Genomic DNA, 20664 nt, shown 5'->3' with positions numbered 1-20664 from the left:
ATTATGTTCTATTATAGATTTATAATGTGTTTTATTTTATTAATAGCTTGTTTTAAAGGCCAAGCTGTTAATATAATTCATTTTACAGAAGCAAAATCTAATTATATAGGTAAGAGTATCTCTTATCATGAAGATCCAACAAGTAAGTTGACGATAGGTCAATTATTGAAGTCGAATGTTTCGTTCGAAGAAAGTAATAGTGAAGTGTTGAACTTTGGTATTACAAATTCTACTTACTGGTTAAAGTTTACTGTTTCTAATCACTCCGACTGTAGAAATCTTGTGTTGAATCTTGAAAATCCATTGCTCAACGCAGCTACATTATATATTGTAAAAGACAGCTCTGTAGTTGATAGTATAAGTATTGAATCTTATAAAACACAGAATAACCGTGTGTTTGATCATCAGTTTTTAACGTTTAAATTTTTTATGGAATATGGGGATAATGTTACTTATTACTTCAAAACGAATAGTAATATGCAATTGCTTATTCCATTGTCGATTTATCAAAAAGATGATTTAGCAAATAATCTTTTAAAGTTTGATTTGCGAACAGGAATTTTTATTGGCTTCATGTTGGCTATGCTGTTGTATAATTTATTCCTATTCCTGTCGTTAAAGGATTTGCAGTATTTTTATTACGTCAATTACATCTTATGGGTTACGATTGCACAAATTGCTGTATTAGGGTTATTTCATAGGTTTTTGTATGAAAATTACGCTATAGTAAATTATATTGTTCCATTTTCTGGCGCAATGTCAGGTATAGCATCTGTACTTTTTGTGCGGTCATTTTTAAGTATTAAAGATTATACAAGACGATTTGGAGTGTATCTTAATATTATTATTATTGCAGATGCAGTCGCTATTTTATTATTGTTTGTAGATGTTTCATTGGGCTACAAATTAGTGAATTTTGTAGCTGGAATAGGCTCTCTTTTTGTGTTATACATTGCATTTTATGTGCGAAGAAAAGGCAGTAAAGTAGCTAATTTATTTTTGATAGCTTGGGGTATATTTTTATCTACTGTAATCGTTTTTGTACTTAAGGATATTGGAGTTATTAGATATAGTCAACTTACAACTTATATAGTTCAATTGGGTGTTTCTATTGAAGCCTTATTACTATCATTTGCGTTGGCTAATAAAATGAATATTTATAGACGTGAAAAGGAAGAATCTCAGAAAAGAGAATTCAATGCTTTACGGGAAAATGACAGATTGATTAGAGAGCAAAATATTATATTAGAAGAGAAAATTGAAGAGCGTACGCATGAGTTGCAATTATCAAATCATTCTCTTCAAGATGCTATTCATGATTTGAAAGAAGCACAATCTCAACTCGTAGAATCTGAAAAAATGGCTTCTTTAGGTCAGTTAACAGCTGGAGTAGCCCATGAAATTAATAATCCTATTAATTTTGTGACGTCTAATGTAAAACCATTAAAACGTGACTTAGAAATGGTGTGGGATGCCTTTTCTTATGTTGAAAATGTTGCTTTGGAAGAAAATTCGATAGCTTCAGATAGAAAAACTCGAATTGATAGTTATAAGAGAGAGCTCGATATTGATTACTTGAAGTCGGAGATTGATTTCTTGTTAAGAGGTATGCATGATGGAGCGAGTCGAACTGCAGAAATAGTGAAGAGTTTACGTATATTCTCTAGAGTAGACGAAGATGCTGTAATGAAGGCAGATATTAATTTAGGAATTGAGTCTACATTGGTAATTCTTGGAAGTTTATTGTCTGAGAATATACAATTAGATAAAAAATTAGGTAATTTGCCACAAATAGAGTGTTATCCTGGAAAATTGAATCAGGTATTTTTAAATATTCTGACGAATGGAATTTATGCTGTAGAGAAAAAATTTAATAATAAACCCGGAGGAATTATTAAGATAGAAAGTACTCTATTAGCTGATGAAGGGTTTGTGCAGATATTAATCGAAGACAATGGTATTGGTATTCCTTCTGCTGTCATTAATAAAATTTTTGAACCATTCTTTACTACTAAAGATGTGGGTGAAGGTACGGGCTTAGGGATGTCAATAGCATATAACACGGTATTAAAGCATAATGGTGAGTTGATAGTTAGCTCAGTAGAAGGTGAAAAAACAACTTTTATTATTAAGCTACCAGTAAATCAAATCGTGTAATGTATTAGGTACATAATTGTTTATGGATAAAGAAATTGAAGTTCTATATATTGATGACGAAATTAATAACTTATTAAGTTTTAAGGCTAATTTTCGTTTGTCATGTATTGTACATATAGCACAATCTACGGTTGAGGCTGAGGAAGTATTACGTTTGAATCCTAATATTAGGATTATCTTTTGTGATCATATGATGCCTAATGAATTAGGTATTAATTTTTTGGAAAGGATTAAAGTTGATTTCCCTGCTCCTATACGCATCTTATTGACGGCGTATGCAAACATGGAAATATTAATTGATTCCATTAATAAGGGAAATATTTATAGATTTATTCGCAAGCCTTGGGAAAATGAAGATATTCTTTCTGCTATTATTGAAGCTAATAAGTTTTATTTAGCTACTTCTTTGCTAGAAAAGAAAAATCAAGAATTAGAACAAGCCTATCGAGAACTAGATAAGTTCGCTTACAGTGTAAGTCATGATTTACGTGATCCATTGGTTGGAATATCATCTGCTATTTCGTTAGCCAAAGAGTTTGACAACTTAGAGGAGATATATGATATACTGGATTTGATGAATAACTCTGTTCTCAAATTAGATGCCTATATTGATAGTTTAAAAGATTATTACCTGCTAAGAAGAGGTGAGTTGAAATTAGAAGAGATAGATCTTAAACTTTTAGCAACGAATATTGAAAATTACTATAAGATTTATACTTCTACCAATGTGTTGGATTTTCAAATATCTGTGCATCAAAATAGTAAGTTTAAATGCGATAAGGCAGTAATTGAATTGATTCTTCATAATTTAATTTCTAATTCAATAAAATATCAACAAAAAAATGAACCTAATAAGAAGGTTATTTTAGATATAAATGTAGAAAATGGCTTATGTAAAATTGTAATTAAAGATAATGGAATAGGAATTCCTGATGAACATAAGCAGAATGTATTTAAATTATTCTTTAGAGCAACAAGTCAAATGCAAGGTTCTGGGTTAGGTTTATATAATGTGAAAAATGCTTTGGTAAAACTTAATGGAGATATTAAGTTGGAATCGATTCTTAATGTCGGTACTACTTTTACTATTACAATACCGAGTAAGTAATATAAAAATTATGCACAACATATCAAAAGCCCTATTTTTATATAAATAGGGCTTTTGATATGTTTTTTTTGTAGTCTGTAAAAATAGCTTGTGGAGGTTAACCCATTAAGAAAGAAGACTCTGTCTTAATAAAAACTCTAATTGTTCGTTACTTACTTCCAATTTAGAGAATTGCTCCATGGTCTCTTGTTTTTTAGAATATAGCTCATAGGCATCCTGAATAGTTTGATCTAGCTCATTCTCATTCCATGGTTTACTCAGATATTGGTAGATTTTTCCTTTGTTTACAGCATCTATCACGGCACTTATATCCGCGTACCCTGTCAGCAGGATGCGTATTGTGTCGGGATAAAGCTCGCATACTTTCTCTAAGAATGCCACTCCAGTCATCTCTGGCATACGCTGATCTGTAATAATTACGGAAATGTTAGTTTTCTCTAATAGTTCTAATGCTGATTGGCCACTTATAGCAGTGAAAACATTATATTTAATCCTAAAATTAGCTTTGAACGAAATTAGATTGTTTTCTTCATCATCAACATATAAAATGTTGATTTTATCGTCCATGTTTTTCATGTTAACTTATTCTTTAGTAGTTATGGTGTGATGTACTTAACTAATATACCGTTATTTTTTTATTTTAGAAACTATTAGTAATTTTTTTATAAACTGTTGGTTATTAGTTGTGTCTGCAAATATATTATTTTTTTTGTAATTTAAACGTACTATTTTATATCTAATTTACGAAAATTGTAATTAAATCGTATTGTGCTTGCCAAAGTTCTTTCTGATTACTGCTATATTTGTTTAGTATAAGGTTGTAATCACTTAATAATATTCTCCCGGATTCAAATTCTATTTTTTTCTGTTCTAAATTTTCCTTTGATAAATCCACGATACGTTGATAAGATTTTACTTTTTGCTCTGCAGCTAATATTTTTTGTTTTCGTTGATTGCGTTGAATCTCATCTAATTTGTTAACATCATCTAATTTTATCTGGTTGAGCATTTGTTGACTGTTAATTTTATTTAAGGTAGGATTTTGTATTAAGTAGGTTGAAATAGGAATGCGAAGTGCAACATTAGCGTAGCTATTTCCAAACCAATTGTTTGAGTTTGATAGGTGTAGCTTATTGTTGAAAAACTGTGCACCATAATATGCATTAAATGTTAAAGAAGGTAAAAGCTGTCTTTTGAAGGATTGACGCTCATTTTCATTTAGTTTAAGGTCAAGCGTATTTACTTGCGCATCGTAGTTTATATTCTCGTATTCTTTTATAGCCTCTTTTATATCATCTATCCCTGTTGTCAACTTTTCTATAGTATTTGTCTCAATATATTTTTGTAATTCCAAGTCAGATTCACATAGGATAGACCATGTTTCATAAAGCTGGATTTTTTTGCGCTCATATTCTTGTTGCGCATTTAGTAATTGTTCTGTTGTCTCTCTGCCAGCCTCATAGCGTATTTTCGTAGTACGTAGTATTTGTTCATATAGTATTGAATCTTCTACGGCAGCTTGATGTTGTAAGCTTGCCAATACGATACTGGTATAGGCTAATGTGGCATCCCTTTTTATATTTTGTGCACTACGTTTTTGTTCTATTTGTGCCTTTTCTAGACGAATATTTTTTTCTTGTAATGTTGTTTTTCTACTTGGGTCAAAAAATTTCCATTCGGCTTGTATTCCTGCTTTGGCATTCCAATTTGTCGCGAATTTGAGGGGTAATATAGCTCCTTCTTGTGCCGAGGGATCAAATGCTATCGCTGGTACAGGGGTTGTAGGTGTTATCAGATTTCTTTGTAAATTAATATCTCCATATACTATTGGAAATTTGTTCAAGTGTTCTATTGCTAATTCTTGATTTGAAATTTCAACTTCCAATTGATTTTGTCTCGCTATATTTGTTTCGTTTAGCTTATCCCACAATTCTTGAATGCTTAATGTTTGTGCATTAATAGATAGTGGAAGGGTGGCTAATAAATATATAATGATTTTTTTCATAATTAAAAAACAGATGCTGGTTCAAGTTTGGATATCTTTCGGACTGCAAATAATGAACCTCCTATAGAAATAAATAATGTCACAAATAATAAAAATAAGGCAAATGGAATAGTTATATCAATAGCTAACCCAGAATTAGCAACGCCAAATTTGAAGCCATATAATAAGAATATGGCTATTACGTAGCCGATAATAGCATATAAAAAAGCCTGAGCTATGATTAGTTTATTTACATATCCTTTCTTAGCTCCTATTGCTTTCAATGTTCCGTAGTCTTTGATACGGTCCAATGCGGACGAATATAATGTTAATCCGATAATAAAGAATCCCGATATCATCGCAAATAATACTAATGTACCAAAGCTCATACCCATATTCGAACTAATAAGAATTTCTTTTACGGTAGAGGATTGTAACTTGGCTATATCCCAAGCTTTAAGATTTGGATACAAGGTGTTGATCTGTTGGATGACTTCCTGTTTTTGATCTTTATCTTTTACACGTGCGATAACGATACTTATTTTTGTTGGCGATACATTGCCTAGAAATCGTGCATTTTCAATACTTGTATACATTAAGGAAGCACCAAATGCCTGTGCATTTTTTGTGATTACTTTAATTTGTGCGCTTTTTCCATTGATTTCGATAGCCTTACCTAGGCTTAATGTTGTACTCCATGTCTTGGCACTGAAAAATTCCGCTGACACGGCATATGGCTGCATTAAATCTTCAATATTGCCTTCCTTAATTTTACTTTCAATAGGGCCCATCATAAATGACGGTGCTACAGAGCCTACTAATGTGACAGCAGCGGTCTTCCCATCCAAAAAGGTAGCCTGACCTGATGCTATTACGACAGGTTCCGCTTGAGCTATAAAAGGTAAGCTACCGATTTCCTGTACTAGACGCTGATCTATTACATTCAAAGCATTCACATTGTCCGTCTGCCTTTCGATTACCCATATCTCATCCTCTTGAATAGGAGCATTTCCGACCAAATTTCCCATCAATCCCATCAAAAAGAAAAGCAAGCTTAATTGTTGTCCAATTAGGAATATGCTGATTACTATTGCTGTGATGACCCCAACACTTTTCGCTCTATCGAATCGTATGAATTTCCAGGCTAAGCCTAACATATTACTTGATTTTTATTTGACATTCTACCTTCGCATTAATTAATAATTCCTTTCCTGTGATAGGTTTGATTTTTATACGCAATACTCTACGATCGTCAGCTTCATTAGCAGTCTCGTATAAAATGGATTTATTCATCAATGTGGGCGAACTGTATATAATTTTGCCTTTTCCCAAATTCTGTTTGGTATTGATATTGATAAATGTTACCTCTTGTCCAACGGCTATTTGATCCGCAAAAAGTTCATCTACCTCAGCCTCAATAATAATTTTCTTTGTGTCTATTATTTCACCCAATGATTCATTCGTATTTACATTTTGACCAATCTTAGCGTTCAGATTTGTTATAATCCCTTCTTGCGGAGCAATAATAGTATAGTCTTCTAATGTAATAGCTGTTTTATCAATATTGAGTTTTTGTTCTTTTGCTTGTGCTTGATTTACCTGCAATTGCTTTTTTAAACCTGCAACACGCTGCTGCTGTTGTAGGTAATTTGATTCATCATTCAGATAATTTTCTTTTGTTTCGGCTTCTTGCTCAAAGAGTGATTTCGATGTTTTATACTTCTGTTCTAGAAATGCTAAATTGATTTGCTCTCTTTCTATATCCTTCTGCGTAATGGTATTTTGATCTTGGATTGTTTGCAACTTACTATTAGCAATAGCAACATCTATATTGCCTGATTTATTTGAAAGCTTCATAAGTATAGTGCCTACTTGTACTGTATCCCCTTCATTTATAAGGATATCCTTTACCATAGCTGATGTGCTGGAAGCGATCAAAGCTGTTCCATTTTCTGCAGTAACTTTACCTATAGCAATTACAGTATCTACTTGTTGTATAATCTCACTTGTACTTGGAGTATATACTTTATTCTCCTTTTTGTTACCACAAGAAGAAGTGGAAATGGCCATAATACAGGCACTAATTAGAAAGATATTATTTATAATTTTCTTCATTTTTTATAGATGTTGACACATGTCCTTCTTCGACGTATATAATGTGATCTGCAAATTCTCTCAAGCGTAGATCGTGCGTAACGATAATTACCGCTTTACCAGTTTGAGATAATTGCTTAAGCTCGGACATAATTACTTTTGCACTTTTTGAATCTAATGATGCTGTAGGCTCATCACACAGTATCATCGAGGGTTCGGATACTAATGCGCGCGCTATAGCTACACGTTGTTTTTGACCACCACTTAATTTTTTGGGTAGATTTTTCATGCGCTCGCCCAATCCAACAGCTTCCAAAGCTTTAATAGATCTTTCGCGTGCCGTATGTGTTTCTATGTTTTGCAATGTCAATGGCTGCATTACATTTTCTAGTGCATTCAAAGGCTCAATTAAATTGAACTGTTGGAATACAAATCCTATTTCTTTTAAGCGTAAATCGGCTAATTGATCTTCATTCCATTTAGTTACTTCTTGATTTTTATAATATACTTTGCCTGAAGTAGGGTATATCACGCAACCCAAAATAGAAAGTAGGGTAGTTTTGCCCGACCCAGAGGGTCCCATTATTAATGTTAATTTATTAGCATGAAAGGAAATATCTGTTTTAGCTAAAGCGGTAATTGTAGTATCCCCTGTTTGATAAATCTTATTTACTCCTTCTAACCTAACGATCTCTTCGGACATATTTATTAATTTTCAATAAAGTACTAAATTACATAACAAATGAATCTAAATATGGTTTTAATGTAAAATATTCACCTATAAAAGTTATTTTTTTCTAATGCTAAAATTTGTAGTTTAATTTACTAATTATTTTAGTAATTTTGTTTTACTTTTTACTATGGAAAGAATTGAAGAAAAATTAAAAATACTTGCTGATGCAGCGAAATATGATGTGAGCTGTAGTTCTAGTGGCAGTAAGCGGAAGAATGATGGAGGGATTGGTAACGCTTCACAATCAGGTATCTGTCATACCTATACGGAAGATGGTAGATGTGTATCTCTACTGAAAATTCTTTTGACGAACCATTGTATTTACGACTGTGCATTTTGTGTTAGCCGCAAGTCTAATGATATTCAACGCGCTGCTTTTACGGTTGATGAGGTGGTCGAGTTGACTATGAATTTTTATAGAAGAAATTATATTGAAGGTTTGTTTTTGAGCTCAGGAATTTTTAAAAATGCCGATTATACCATGGAGCGTCTTCTACGCATCGTTAAGAAATTGCGATTAGAAGAGAGATATAATGGGTATATACATTTGAAGACAATTCCAGGTGCAAGCGAAGAGATGATTAATGAAGCAGGTTTGTATGTAGATAGGATGAGTATAAATCTCGAAATGCCGACCGAAGAAGGGTTAAAATTAATGGCGCCTGAAAAGGATCACGATTCTGTCCGTAAACCTCTAATGCATATTAACAAGCAGATGATTGCTTACAAGGGCGAGTCTAAGTTAATTAAGCATGTCCCAAAATTTGTGCCCGCAGGTCAAAGTACGCAGATGGTCATAGGCGCGACAGCAGAGACTGATTTTGAAGTGATGGCTATTGCTAAAGATTTCTATAGCAATTATAATTTGAAGCGGGTGTATTATAGCGGGTATATTCCTATTAACAATTCAAATTCTTTATTGCCACAAATAGGGTCTGAACCTCCTTTGATTCGTGAAAATAGGCTCTATCAAACGGATTGGTTATTACGGTTTTATAACTTTGATTTGGAGGAAATTTTGAACCCTAACTTTCAAAAATTAGATTTGGATATTGATCCCAAATTGAGCTGGGCTTTACGTAATCCTCATTTTTTTCCTATTGATATTAATACAGCAGATTACAATGCTATAATACGTATTCCTGGAGTAGGGAGGCAGTCGGCTATGAAGATAGTTAAGGCTAGGAAATATGGACGATTACATGAGTACCAAATTCGAAAAATGGGAATTGCCTTCAATCGTGCAAAATATTTTATGCGATACGCAGATTCGCCCTTTCAAATAGGTACGCCTAGTATGGATGTTGTCAAAGGTCAAATCCTACAAGGAGGAAATAGTAAATATAAAAAAATATTGAACTCTGCTCAATTACAATTATTCTAAAATGAATTACCTTTTTGATGGTTCTTTTCAGGGTTTGCTAACCTGTGTATTTGAGGCATTTGAGTTTAAAGATGTATCTGTTCGTATCTGTGAAGAGCAATCCTATAGCGCAGATATGTTTTCGCAAACAAGAACTATTATCACGAATCAAACCAAAGCAGAGCGAATATGGAAGGGATTATCCAAGCACTTGAAAAAAAGTGAAATCCGTTCTTTTTATAGCGCTTATTTATCCGAAGATGCACAGGCGTATCAAGCGATATTTAATCTGATGGTTCGAGGATTTTCTACTTCCTTCAATTTACTGCATGATTATGGCGACAATGATGTAATGACGCTGAGTCAGACTTTAAAGAAGGTAGGCCGTGAGCAGCATAGAATGAAAGCTTTTGTGCGGTTTCAAAAAAGTAATGATGGATTATATTTCTCCATGGTAGACCCTGATTTTAATGTTTTACCATTAATAATAGCATTTTTTAAAAATAGGTATGCTGATCAACGCTGGATGATTTATGATGTACGCCGTAATTATGGGTTTATGTACGATAAAACGAAGGTTTTTGAAATTCAACTTTTTGAGCATACACAGGTAAATTTATCAATAGCTCTAGAGACGATTGAGCTAGATGATTCAGAGTTAAAATATCAGCGCTTGTGGAAGCAATATTTTAAGAGTACTAATATTGAAGCACGAAAAAATACAAAATTGCATATTCAGCATGTCCCAAAGCGCTATTGGAAATATTTGATAGAGAAACAAAGCCTATAATTTTGTGTTGAATTTCTTTTAACAAGGATATGACATATGCTAGTTTGTAGCTCATTTTATTTAAGTAAATTTGCAGATTTTGTGCCCAATTGTTGGGGACATTTTATGCATTATTAATTTTATTTATATAAATGATTTTTTATCAAAACTGTCATGATTGGTGATATTCAACAAAAGGAAATCAAAGAGATTTACCGAACTTCTATTATTCAACAAACTGCATTTTGGTCCAATGTAAAAACATTACAGGGGGTAGAAACCAAAGCTTACGATTTCAAGTCCAAAAAGGCTAATTTATTTAGCGATAATCATGATGATACTTATATTATAGGTGATTTGCTAATTGTAATACAAAAATTAGACAAGGATCATTGTATAGCATATGTTCCATATGGCCCCGAAATTGAACCTTCTGCCGAAAATCAAGGCTTTTTTCTAGAACAACTTTCCGAAGGATTAAGGACATTTTTGCCCCACAATTGTATCATGATTCGTTATGACTTATCATGGGAGTCACAATGGGCAAATGAAGACCATTGCTACGATGTGCATGGCAATTGGATTGGTATGCCCGAAAAAAGAATACAGGAGATGCGTGTCAACTTTAATACAAATCATTGGAACCTGCGCAAAGCGAATACGGATATTCTTCCTTCCAATACTATTTTTATGGACTTGAATAAATGTTCCGATGAGCTGTTGGCTAATATGAAACCCAAAACGAGGTATAATATCAATTTGGCTCAGCGTAAGGGGGTTAATATTAAAATGCTAGGGATGGAAAGTTTGGCTGTTTGGTATGAGTTATATCGCCAAACGGCACAAAGGAATAATTTTTTCTTGCACAGTATAGATTATTTTCGTGTTGTTATTTCTGCCCGTGCAAATGACACCAATTCACCAGCTGATGTATATCTTTTAATCGCCGAAGTTGATGATAAACCGCTTGCAGCTATGTTTTTGATTGTCGCCAATAAAAGAGGTACTTATTTGTATGGCGCTTCATCTTCAGAAAATAGAAATTATATGGCTACCTATGCATTACAGTGGAAAGCAATGGAATGGTGTAAGCTCAAAGGTTGTACAGAATATGATTTTTTTGGTATATCGCCCAACCCCGACCCATCACACCCTTTATATGGATTATACCGCTTCAAGTCCGGTTTTGGGGGAGAGATGCTTCACCGTATGGGCTGTTGGGATTATCCTTTGTTGAATGATAAATATCAGTATTATAAATCAGTAGAATTTAAGAATCAAAGTTATCATTTGAGTTAACCTATTTATTTCTTGTAGTAGCTAATAGGTGAGTACATTAGCTGCTACAGGATTAGTATAGGTAATTAATGAAATGCTTTATGCCGATAAAGTATCTTTTCCCTTCTTTTCTGTTGAAGTAATGATGGCCTTCATATTCAATTGACCATTATATTTACCGCCCATTTCTATTTCGATTCCTTGCGTATCTATATCACCCGTAACAGTAGCACCATTTTTAAGGATTAATTCTTTGCTTTCTACATTACCTATTAAAGTGCCATATATAATAATATTATTGCTTTTTATATTTCCCGTTATTAAGGCCTTTTCGCCTAGGATAATACCATTTTCAATATGTATATTGCCCATTACTTGGCCATCAATCTTAATTGTATGTCCACCTGAGATATCTCCTTTAAAAATGATGTCAGCTCCTATGACTGTTGAAATAGGCGCGTTATCTAACTGCGAAATATCTGATGATTGTTTTTTACGCTTATTAAACATAAATTATAATTTAAGAAATAATTTAGGATCTATTTTTTTGTCGTTATGTATCACTTCATAATGAAGATGTGGACCTGTGCTTCTTCCTGAATTGCCTACTGTCCCTATAATCTCACCGGCTTTAATTTTTTGGTTTACTTTAACTTTACTATTTGACAAATGAGCATATAAGGTCTGAAGATAATTGTTATGTTTGATTATTATACATTTTCCATAACTACCTTTTACTCCAGTAAATATTACTATCCCTTTGGCTGTAGATTTTACCGGATCTCCAATTTTGCCTTTAAAGTCTATACCTACGTGTTTTTCAGACCTTAACCCTCCAAATGGATTCATGCGATTTCCAAATAGAGAACTAATATTGCCATGAGTAGGTTTACCTAGTGGTGTCACTATCAAAGTATTTTTAATTTCCTTTATTTTATTAGCATAAAATTCAGCGATATTATTTATGTCTGTTATTTCAATATTATCACCTATTCCACCTGCATTTTCGATAGTTATGGATTCCAATCCTCTAGCATTTAGGGATTTATTTATTTTGTGTATATTTTCATCGATGGAATTTAAAGATTGTTTAACCTTTACAAGGTCAATTTGGTTCTTTATTATATTAGCTCTTGCTAATTTATCTATATAGTGTTCACTAGTTTTTTGATAAATATAAATTCCTATGATGGCCAATAGTAAAATAATTAGACAATTAATAAGTAAGAGGTATTTTCTCCAATGCAGTATTATTCCACTCGGGATTTGGATTATTTTATTCTCTTTTCCTTTCTTGTTTATTAATAGTATTGTAGTTTTCTTTTGCAATGATTTTCTATTTAATTATAAATATAATTAAATTTTGTATCTTTAAAAGAAATAATGCATTCATTTTAGTTAAAATGCAAGTTGCTTATACGTTTTGTAACTAATTGGATTTGGAGTTTAAATCTAATTAATGATAGTTGTTTTATTTAGAGTATAGTTTTATTTTCGTATTCTTATTTTTTCTAAACCTAAATTATCTATAATGGAAATTTTCAATGGCATTAATGCTTTGACTCTTGTCTTTACCTCCTTATTACTTTTTGCTATAGCTTATCGCTTTTATGGTCTTTTTATAGCCAATAAGGTATTGAGATTGAATAATAATATAACAACTCCTGCTGTCGAATTTGCCGATGGACATGATTATGTATCCACCAATAAGAACGTTTTATTTGGACATCACTTTGCAGCAATCGCAGCGGCAGGCCCTTTAGTTGGACCTGTATTGGCAGCGCAATTTGGTTACCTTCCAGGGACATTGTGGATATTAATTGGATGTGTTTTAGGCGGTGGTGTTCATGATATGGTAGTACTATTTGCCTCTGTGCGTCACAAAGGGGAATCTTTAGCAAGTATTGCCGCTAAGGAAATTGGGCCTACCACAGGTACAATTGCAGGGATAGCAGTTCTATTTATATTGATATTGACCTTGGCCGGATTGTCTTTAGCCTGTATCAGCGCTATGCACGAAGCTTCATGGTCATTATTTACGGTAATTGCGACAATGCCAATCGCAATATTGATGGGGCTGATCATGCGCTATCGTAAGAATAGTATTGCTTTTGCTAGTATTTTGGGTGGTGTATTACTTATTGCAGCTATCATAGGCGGGCATAACCTGATGCAAATAGAGGTGATTAGTAATCTCTTTCATTGGGATGTAAATACGATATCTATAGCTATTGCAGCTTATGGTTTTTTTGCATCTGTGCTTCCTATATGGTTATTGTTGGTGCCGCGTGATTATTTATCTACTTATCTCAAAATTGGAACTATTTTAATGTTAGCTGTTGGGATAGTATTTGTAGCGCCAACCATACAAATGCCGGCTATCACTGAATTTATTTATGGTGGAGGGCCTATTATTGGAGGTCCAGTTCTTCCTTTTATATTTATTGTTATTGCTTGTGGAGCGATATCGGGTTTTCATGCGGTGATCGCAACAGGAACTACACCTAAGATGTTGTCCAATGAAAAGGAAATATTATTCGTAGGATATGGAGCGATGTTAGTAGAGGGATTTGTCGCTCTTATGGCATTGATTGCGGCCTGTACATTGATGCCTGGGGATTACTTTGCTATCAATACGCCTAAGGCAACATATGATAGTTTTATGGCTGCCCATCCGGATTTGCATACGGTAGATTTACAACATTTTATTGATAGAATTGGCGTTGATCTTTATGGCCGCACAGGTGGAGCAGTATCTTTAGCTGTAGGTATGGCGCATATTTTTGACAGTATTCCATATATGGATGACGTAATGGCATATTGGTATAATTTTGCTATAATGTTTGAAGCAGTTTTTATCTTGACAGCTATTGATGCAGGCACGCGTGTAGGTCGTTTTTTCTTGCAAGAGATGTTAGGACAAGTTATCCCACCGTTTAAAAATAAGAATTGGTTACCTGGGGTTATTATCAGTAGTTTATTGTTTACTTTTTCTTGGGGATATTTAGTGTATACAGGAAATGTAAGCAGTATATGGCCATTATTTGGTATTAGTAATCAATTGTTGGCAGCATGTGGTCTTATTGTATGTACTACGATGCTCATTCGTATGAATAGGGGCAAACTAGCATTATGTGCTGCAATTCCTGGCGTATTTATGGCTATTATTACGTTTTGGGCGGGATATGAGCAAGTTGTCAATATGTATTTGCCAAATAAGGAATATTTATTGGCAGCATTAGCTATTTTGGCTATGATACTTATGCTTATTGTTTTTATTGGTGCATTTAAAAAATGGAATGAACTGATGAAAAAGAAGACTTTAGTACTTGATGGTTATGGTGAAGAGGTTAAAGAGATAGTAGAACGTTAATGCTATGGTAAATTATAGTTAAAAACTGTTAACTATAGCGCTACGTTTTTATTTTGGCATAAACCTTGTTTATAACCTAGTATTCATAATTTAGGTTAATAATTGGTTAGTTAAAAGCTTTCAATCTCCCCGGTTGAAAGCTTTTTTATTTAGCATTATTTAACGTGTGTTTTTATAATTTTAGCCTCATATTTGTTATATTTATTAAGTAATAAACTAAAATACGTATTATGCCAATAAAGAAAATATTGCCAATTACTATTTTACTTGGCGGAATAGTGATGAGTAGTTGTGTAAGCAATAAGAAATATCTTGCTTTGGAGACACAGCATAAAGATTTAGCAGCCTTATACCAAGTAGGACAAACTAATTTGGCGGAAAGCCGCGCTCAAGTAAAAAGTCTAGAAGATCAATTGGCTTATGAACGCAAAAATAATACAGCTCTGAAGGAAGCTTACATGAAGTTACAAACTTCTTTAGATAAGAGTATTTCTCAAAATTCACAAGGGAATGTAAATATATCTAAATTGGTAGATGAGATCAATGCTTCCAATAAATACATCCAGCATTTAGTGAATACGAAGAATAAATCGGATTCATTGAATATGGTGTTAACAAATAATTTAACGCGCTCATTATCTCGTGAAGAATTAAAAGATGTAGATGTACAAGTGCTTAAAGGTGTTGTTTATATCTCTCTTTCTGATAATATGTTATACAAGTCAGGAAGCTATGAGATTTCTCCTAAGGCAGATGAAACATTAAGCAAAATAGCTAAGATTATTCAGGATTATAAAGATTATGATGTATTAATCGAAGGTAATACAGATACTGATCCTATTTCGAAACCTAATATCCGTGACAATTGGGACTTAAGCGCTTTGCGTGCTTCTTCAGTTGTACAGGCTTTGGTGAAAAATTACGGTGTAAACCCTAATCGACTTACTGCAGGCGGTAGAGGAGAGTTTAATCCTATTGCTGATAATACCACATTATCTGGAAAAGCGAGAAATAGAAGAACACAGATTATTATAACTCCTAAGTTAGATCAATTTATGGATTTAATAGATAAAGCTCCAGAAGATAATTCTATTAATTAGTGTTTTTTAGCATATTTGAAAGTCCTTGTGTCTATACAAGGACTTTTTTAATGAAATGAATATACGTTCCGAATTGATATATGAAGTTGAGAGTGTTTTATAACTTTTTAAGTTTTATAGCTGTTGTTTTTTTGTTGAGTAGTTGTTCTTCTATTTTTATGCCCAATGTGCCTGCTACTCCGATGTTTAGTGATAAAGGAGAAGGATATGTTGCTGCGCATATAAATACCAAAGGTAATTTTTCTGCTAATGCTGGTGTAGCTATAACGGATCATTTGGCTATAATAGCTAATGGATCGTCCGTAAATAAGGGATTAAACTCTAATAATCATTTTAAACAGCATTTAGCCGAAGGTGCTTTGGGGTATTATACTAAAATGGGGAAAAGTAAACTTCAGATTTTAGAAATATATGGCGGTTATGGTATTGGAAATTCAAGGGATATTGACCAACGAGCGACAGTAGTAGGTTTTCAAGCGGTAGAAGCCAAAGTAATGGATTTTAATAAGGTATTCGTACAGGTGAATTATTCCTCTACCAAAAAGAAAAAAATAAATCTATTTGGTGAAAAAAGAACACTAAATTATGGTACTGCTATTCGCATTAGTAGAATTGGGATGACAGATTTTTCTATTAATGGGGAGAAAAAAGATAAGGAGGAAAACTATTTTATTGAGCCTATTTTCTTTACAAGATTGCAGTTAATTAAGGGATTACAAGTACAGTATACTACAGGTTTCAATGTTGGTTTTATAAAAAATGAATATTTAAAAGCAGGAAATTCAGTATTTACTTTGGGAATAAGTTATAATTTTGGAAAGAAATAAAATAATATGAGAAAATTAGGTATGGCAATTGTTGCCTTTGGAATGATTTTTATGTCTGGATGTGCGACTAATTATAAAGCGCAGCTGAATGCACTTGGACAATTTAATTATAATGTGGAGTCAGTAGATCAAGTGAAATTGGCAGGTCGTGATATTAATAGTATTAGTTCCGGCAATGCTTCATCATTATCCTCACTACCGGGTATAGCATTTGCTCTGTTAAGTCAAAATTTACCACTTCAGGCTAGAGTGAATTTACAGATTACCAACCCCACCAAAACGTTAGCTAATATCAATGAGTTTAAGTACATTATTGAATTATCAGGTAAAACTCTTTTTGAAGGGTCGGTAGATGAAAATATTAGACTTAGTACAGGGCAGAGTATGGTTGTTCCTTTGTCTTTCAATGCGAATATCTTTAACGTTGCTAAAGAACGAGGGTTTGACAAATTCTTTAATGATATTTTTACACGTAATAGTAATGCTTTGTTTGCTTTAAAAATTAAGCCTTCGATTAAGGTAGGAAATAAAAATATTTTCTATCCAGGATATATTACTATTGATAAGGATCTAGGTAAACAGTTGAAAAAAATAGCAAACAAAACTGTCAACTAATGATACAAGAATGATGTTTGGGATATACCTTATCTTTTGAAGGTGTATCCCAATGTCCATTCTATAAAATCAGCATTGCCCTGATGTGCTTTTATGGAAACACCAGCGTTGATATTTTTATACACGTAATATCTAAAACCAGCTCTTAAGAATATTTTTTGACTCTCCCCATTGAATTCTTGATTGTGTATATAATAACCGACATTACCATTCAATACTAGCCTATTGTTTAAGACATGCACAATATATAAGGAAGGTCCACCAGAAATTTTAGCGCCAAGTTTCCCTGTTTCATCTTCTGCGATTTCTTCGTTATTACCTGAAGCTGAATAGAATAAATCAACCCCACCACCAACACGCCATTTGTAAGTGATATGCTTACTAGCATAAAAACTTAATGTTGATTTAAAGTAACGTTTGTCAGATTCACGAGCGATTTGTTTTAACCCAGCGCCCACATTGATGTGGTAAAGCATATTCTTTGATACGGGTTCAGTATAACTTGTGTCTTTAGTTATTTTTTTTCCATCGGGTTGATAAGTTAGCGATACGGATACAGGAACGATATTAATGCCCTTATTAGGTAGTCGTAATGCTCCATTCGAAAAATGATGGTATGAAATTCCTAATCCAGCTCTAAAATGATTATTAATTTTATATTGACTACGTAAGCCAAAATCTATAAAAACATTATTTTTAGTGCCTAATGCTAAATTTAAAGGATTATTTGCTTGATTAAAAGGTTTAAAGTTTCCCGATAATCCAAGGCCAATTCGGTAATCGAAAGCCCATTTTTTATTGTTTATATTTCCAAAAGGTGTTTGTACAAAACCATAAATCGCATTAGGTCGTCCTACAATATCAGTATGAAAAGTACTAGAGTATAAACCTATTCCATAGGTAGGGTTATTGTATAGTTTGAAATGTACATCTGATGAAGCTGTAATTCTCCAACCTACTCTAATGTTGAAGCCACTATAATAGGCACCATTGAAGGTTTTGTCTCTTAGTTCGCCTGCTGCTAGGATTCCACCATACTCAAAATTGCCCTCAATAATAAGCGAATTTTTTTTTGGTATACTATCTGTTTGTGCGTAAGAAAAATTGTATAATAATGTTAAGATGATTACAATTGAAAATATTTTTTGTACCACAGTTGGAATATAAAAAGGTAAGTTTAAATTTGCGATTATTTATATATTAACAAAAAAATACTTGTAATTGTTTTTCTTGTTTTAGTATAAATTTTCTTATAAATCAACTTTAGCTCAAAATGTCCAACTTTTTAATTATTGTTTTCTGCCTTATTATAGGTTATTTATTTAGATTCTTTAATCTTGCAGGGAAAAATGATTATAAAATAGTTAATACATGGGTGATTTATATAGGTCTTCCATCCATCGCATTATTGTATATACCTAGAATTGACTGGTCATTAGCGTATCTTTTTACAGCTTTTTTACCATTTTTGGTATTCGGTTTATCCTATTTATTTTTTAATATTCTAAATAGGTGGTTAGATTATTCGAAGAGGACAGTTACTACTTTAGCGATTGTATCAGGCTTAAGTAATACTTCTTTTGTCGGATTTCCACTGATCATATCTTATTTTGGTGAAGAGCAATTAAAAGTAGGTATTGTTTCTGATCAAGTAACATTTTTTACCTTATCTACACTTGGGGTATTATTGGCGGCAGGCTCTAAGTCTATATTTCCTTCTCAAAAGGAAAAAATGTCTTTTATTCTAAAAAGGTTATTTACATTTCCCCCGTTTTTAGCTTGTTTATTTGCTTTATTATTTGGTCGCTTTTTTGTTAACGATGATATATCTTCTTTTTTTCAAGCTTTAGCGGCTACGGTTAGCCCACTAGCACTTTTTTCTATTGGAATGCAACTGCAGTTCAGGAATCTGAAAAAAGAAATAAATACAATAGGTCTATCGCTTTTTTACAAGTTGATATTGGCTCCTTTAATAGCCGTTCTTTTAGCACTTTTGTTAGGGTTAAAAGGGATTTTTTATCAAGTATCAGTATTTGAAATGGCGATGCCTTGTCTTGTAGCTTCGAGTATGATAATAGAAAAATTTGGACTAAACGTAAAATTGTCAAATACAATAATAGGTTTAAGTATTGTAGTCGGATTGGCGATCTCTTTTTTATGGTACTGTGTCATTATTACACTTTTGTAACATAATTTTTATCATTCAATTATTGTTTAGTTACAATTTAAAACTATCTTTAGTAGTTATATTTACCACCAAAAGAAGATTTAAATTACTAGATGAAAAGACTAATTATTGCCATAGCTTTTTTAAGAATAGGTGTTGCCGATGCGCAAGTGAAGGATCATAAAAATTATGTGCAGGAAATAAAAGGAACAACTTTATCATTCCCGATGCAAGCCATTCACGGGGGAGAATTTTTAATGGGGAGTAGTAAATCAAAGGAAATAGATGAAAAACCCGTTCATAAAGTTAAAATTGACCCTTTTTGGATGGGAGCTTACGAGGTTACATGGGATTTGTTTGAGTCATTTTTGTATAAAGATTTTGAACAGTCCAAACAAATATCTGGTACTGTTCCGCCTGAAGTAGATGCCATCACAAGGCCTACAAAACCCTATTTAGATATGACTTTTGGAATGGGGAAAGATAAAAAACCTGCCTTAGCAATGACCCAATATAATGCTATTCAATTTTGTAAGTGGTTATATACTAGAACAGGTGTTTTCTACCGTTTGCCAACAGAAGCCGAGTGGGAGTATGCAGCACGTGCTGGATCAAATACAGAATATTTCTTTGGTGATGATAGTGATAAACTGACTGATTATGCCTGGTATAGCGCTAATAGCGATGGACAGACACAACAAGTGGGCCTTAAGAAACCAAATGCATTTGGCATATATGATATCTATGGTAATGTAGCGGAATGGACTTATGATCAATATTCACCTGATTTTTATAAACAATTTGAAGGTAAAGTTGCTACAAATCCAATTGCTGAGCCTACTGATTTATATGCGAATGTAGTACGTGGAGGAGGTTTTAATAGTGAGCCTAATGCACTAAGATCGGCTTCACGTGATGCATCTGACCCTGTTTGGAAACAGATTGATCCCCAAATGCCAAAATCTAATTGGTGGTTCCCTGAAGCGCCTTTTATCGGTTTTCGTTTGGTAAGACCGTTAGTGCAACCGTCTACGGAAGAAATATTAGCCTATTATGATAAGGCTCCAATTGAAGATTATAACTAAAAATATAACCG

General features: G+C 33.1%; 19 protein-coding genes. 11 read left to right on the top strand and 8 right to left on the bottom strand.

The genetic code is table 11. From position 1 onward, the window contains the following. Positions 1–24: 24 nt before the first annotated feature. Entirely contained in the window at positions 25–2157 is a 2133-nt protein-coding gene (locus IP023_RS08135; RefSeq protein ID WP_241789770.1) for a sensor histidine kinase, read from the top strand. Positions 2158–2179: 22 nt separating this feature from the next. After that, a complete protein-coding gene (locus tag IP023_RS08130; RefSeq protein WP_241789769.1) occupies positions 2180–3265 on the top strand; it encodes a sensor histidine kinase in 1086 nt (361 codons plus the stop codon). Positions 3266–3370: 105 nt separating this feature from the next. Here IP023_RS08130 and IP023_RS08125 read toward each other — a convergent pair whose 3' ends face one another. The 5 genes from IP023_RS08125 to IP023_RS08105 form a co-directional block, all read right to left on the bottom strand. Further along, complete coding sequence (locus tag IP023_RS08125) at positions 3371–3832, bottom strand: response regulator (RefSeq protein WP_241789768.1); 462 nt, start codon at positions 3830–3832, stop codon at positions 3371–3373. A 169-nt stretch (positions 3833–4001) separates the two neighbouring features. Continuing rightward, positions 4002–5270 (bottom strand): TolC family protein, encoded by a 1269-nt coding sequence (locus IP023_RS08120; RefSeq protein ID WP_241789767.1) that lies wholly within the window; start codon positions 5268–5270, stop codon positions 4002–4004. Between the two features lie 2 nt (positions 5271–5272). Next, positions 5273–6406 carry an ABC transporter permease gene (locus IP023_RS08115; RefSeq protein ID WP_241789766.1) on the bottom strand — a complete coding sequence of 378 codons (1134 nt, stop codon included), beginning with the start codon at positions 6404–6406 and terminating at the stop codon, positions 5273–5275. Between the two features lies 1 nt (position 6407). After that, the gene (locus tag IP023_RS08110) at positions 6408–7364 is read right to left on the bottom strand and encodes an HlyD family secretion protein (RefSeq protein ID WP_241789765.1); all 957 of its coding nucleotides are present in this window, start codon (positions 7362–7364) and stop codon (positions 6408–6410) included. After that, a complete protein-coding gene (locus IP023_RS08105; protein WP_241789764.1) occupies positions 7345–8046 on the bottom strand; it encodes an ABC transporter ATP-binding protein in 702 nt (233 codons plus the stop codon). Before IP023_RS08105 ends, IP023_RS08110 begins: the two co-directional genes overlap by 20 nt. 157 nt (positions 8047–8203) lie before the next feature. Here IP023_RS08105 and IP023_RS08100 point away from each other — a divergent pair, with 157 nt between their 5' ends. The 3 genes from IP023_RS08100 (at position 8204) to IP023_RS08090 (ending at position 11507) form a co-directional block, all read left to right on the top strand. Continuing rightward, a complete protein-coding gene (locus IP023_RS08100; protein ID WP_241789763.1) occupies positions 8204–9460 on the top strand; it encodes a putative DNA modification/repair radical SAM protein in 1257 nt (418 codons plus the stop codon). 1 nt (position 9461) lies between these two features. Next, the gene (locus IP023_RS08095; RefSeq protein WP_241789762.1) at positions 9462–10229 is read left to right on the top strand and encodes a TIGR03915 family putative DNA repair protein; all 768 of its coding nucleotides are present in this window, start codon (positions 9462–9464) and stop codon (positions 10227–10229) included. Positions 10230–10382: 153 nt separating this feature from the next. Then, positions 10383–11507, top strand: coding sequence for a lipid II:glycine glycyltransferase FemX (locus IP023_RS08090; RefSeq protein ID WP_241789761.1), 1125 nt, complete (start codon positions 10383–10385; stop codon positions 11505–11507). A gap of 78 nt (positions 11508–11585) precedes the next feature. On the opposite strand, the gene IP023_RS08085 is transcribed toward IP023_RS08090, so the two are convergent. Together IP023_RS08085 and IP023_RS08080 are read right to left on the bottom strand one after the other, a co-directional pair. Then, entirely contained in the window at positions 11586–11996 is a 411-nt protein-coding gene (locus IP023_RS08085; protein WP_241789760.1) for a bactofilin family protein, read from the bottom strand. Between the two features lie 3 nt (positions 11997–11999). Beyond that, the gene (locus tag IP023_RS08080; protein ID WP_241789759.1) at positions 12000–12815 is read right to left on the bottom strand and encodes a M23 family metallopeptidase; all 816 of its coding nucleotides are present in this window, start codon (positions 12813–12815) and stop codon (positions 12000–12002) included. A 202-nt stretch (positions 12816–13017) separates the two neighbouring features. On the opposite strand from IP023_RS08080, the gene IP023_RS08075 reads away from it, so the two are divergent. From IP023_RS08075 to IP023_RS08060, 4 genes are all read left to right on the top strand, one after another. Continuing rightward, complete coding sequence (locus tag IP023_RS08075; protein WP_241789758.1) at positions 13018–14859, top strand: carbon starvation CstA family protein; 1842 nt, start codon at positions 13018–13020, stop codon at positions 14857–14859. 230 nt (positions 14860–15089) lie between these two features. Beyond that, positions 15090–15959 carry an OmpA/MotB family protein gene (locus tag IP023_RS08070; RefSeq protein ID WP_241789757.1) on the top strand — a complete coding sequence of 290 codons (870 nt, stop codon included), beginning with the start codon at positions 15090–15092 and terminating at the stop codon, positions 15957–15959. An 80-nt stretch (positions 15960–16039) separates the two neighbouring features. Further along, complete coding sequence (locus IP023_RS08065; RefSeq protein ID WP_241789756.1) at positions 16040–16786, top strand: hypothetical protein; 747 nt, start codon at positions 16040–16042, stop codon at positions 16784–16786. Positions 16787–16792: 6 nt separating this feature from the next. Then, the gene (locus IP023_RS08060; protein ID WP_241789755.1) at positions 16793–17401 is read left to right on the top strand and encodes a hypothetical protein; all 609 of its coding nucleotides are present in this window, start codon (positions 16793–16795) and stop codon (positions 17399–17401) included. Between the two features lie 29 nt (positions 17402–17430). Here the strand turns inward: IP023_RS08060 and IP023_RS08055 are convergent, their stop codons facing one another. Then, positions 17431–18555 carry an acyloxyacyl hydrolase gene (locus tag IP023_RS08055; RefSeq protein WP_241789754.1) on the bottom strand — a complete coding sequence of 375 codons (1125 nt, stop codon included), beginning with the start codon at positions 18553–18555 and terminating at the stop codon, positions 17431–17433. Between the two features lie 119 nt (positions 18556–18674). Here IP023_RS08055 and IP023_RS08050 point away from each other — a divergent pair, with 119 nt between their 5' ends. Together IP023_RS08050 and IP023_RS08045 are read left to right on the top strand one after the other, a co-directional pair. Further along, a complete protein-coding gene (locus tag IP023_RS08050; RefSeq protein WP_241789753.1) occupies positions 18675–19589 on the top strand; it encodes an AEC family transporter in 915 nt (304 codons plus the stop codon). A 92-nt stretch (positions 19590–19681) separates the two neighbouring features. Then, positions 19682–20653, top strand: coding sequence for a formylglycine-generating enzyme family protein (locus IP023_RS08045; RefSeq protein ID WP_241789752.1), 972 nt, complete (start codon positions 19682–19684; stop codon positions 20651–20653). The last annotated feature ends 11 nt before the right edge of the window (positions 20654–20664 follow it).

It is taken from the genome of Sphingobacterium rhinopitheci, from assembly GCF_022627575.1.
In the GTDB taxonomy this organism is placed as follows: domain Bacteria; phylum Bacteroidota; class Bacteroidia; order Sphingobacteriales; family Sphingobacteriaceae; genus Sphingobacterium; species Sphingobacterium rhinopitheci.
Note: the sequence above shows the minus strand (reverse complement) of the source record. Positions and strands in the feature narration are given on the sequence as shown.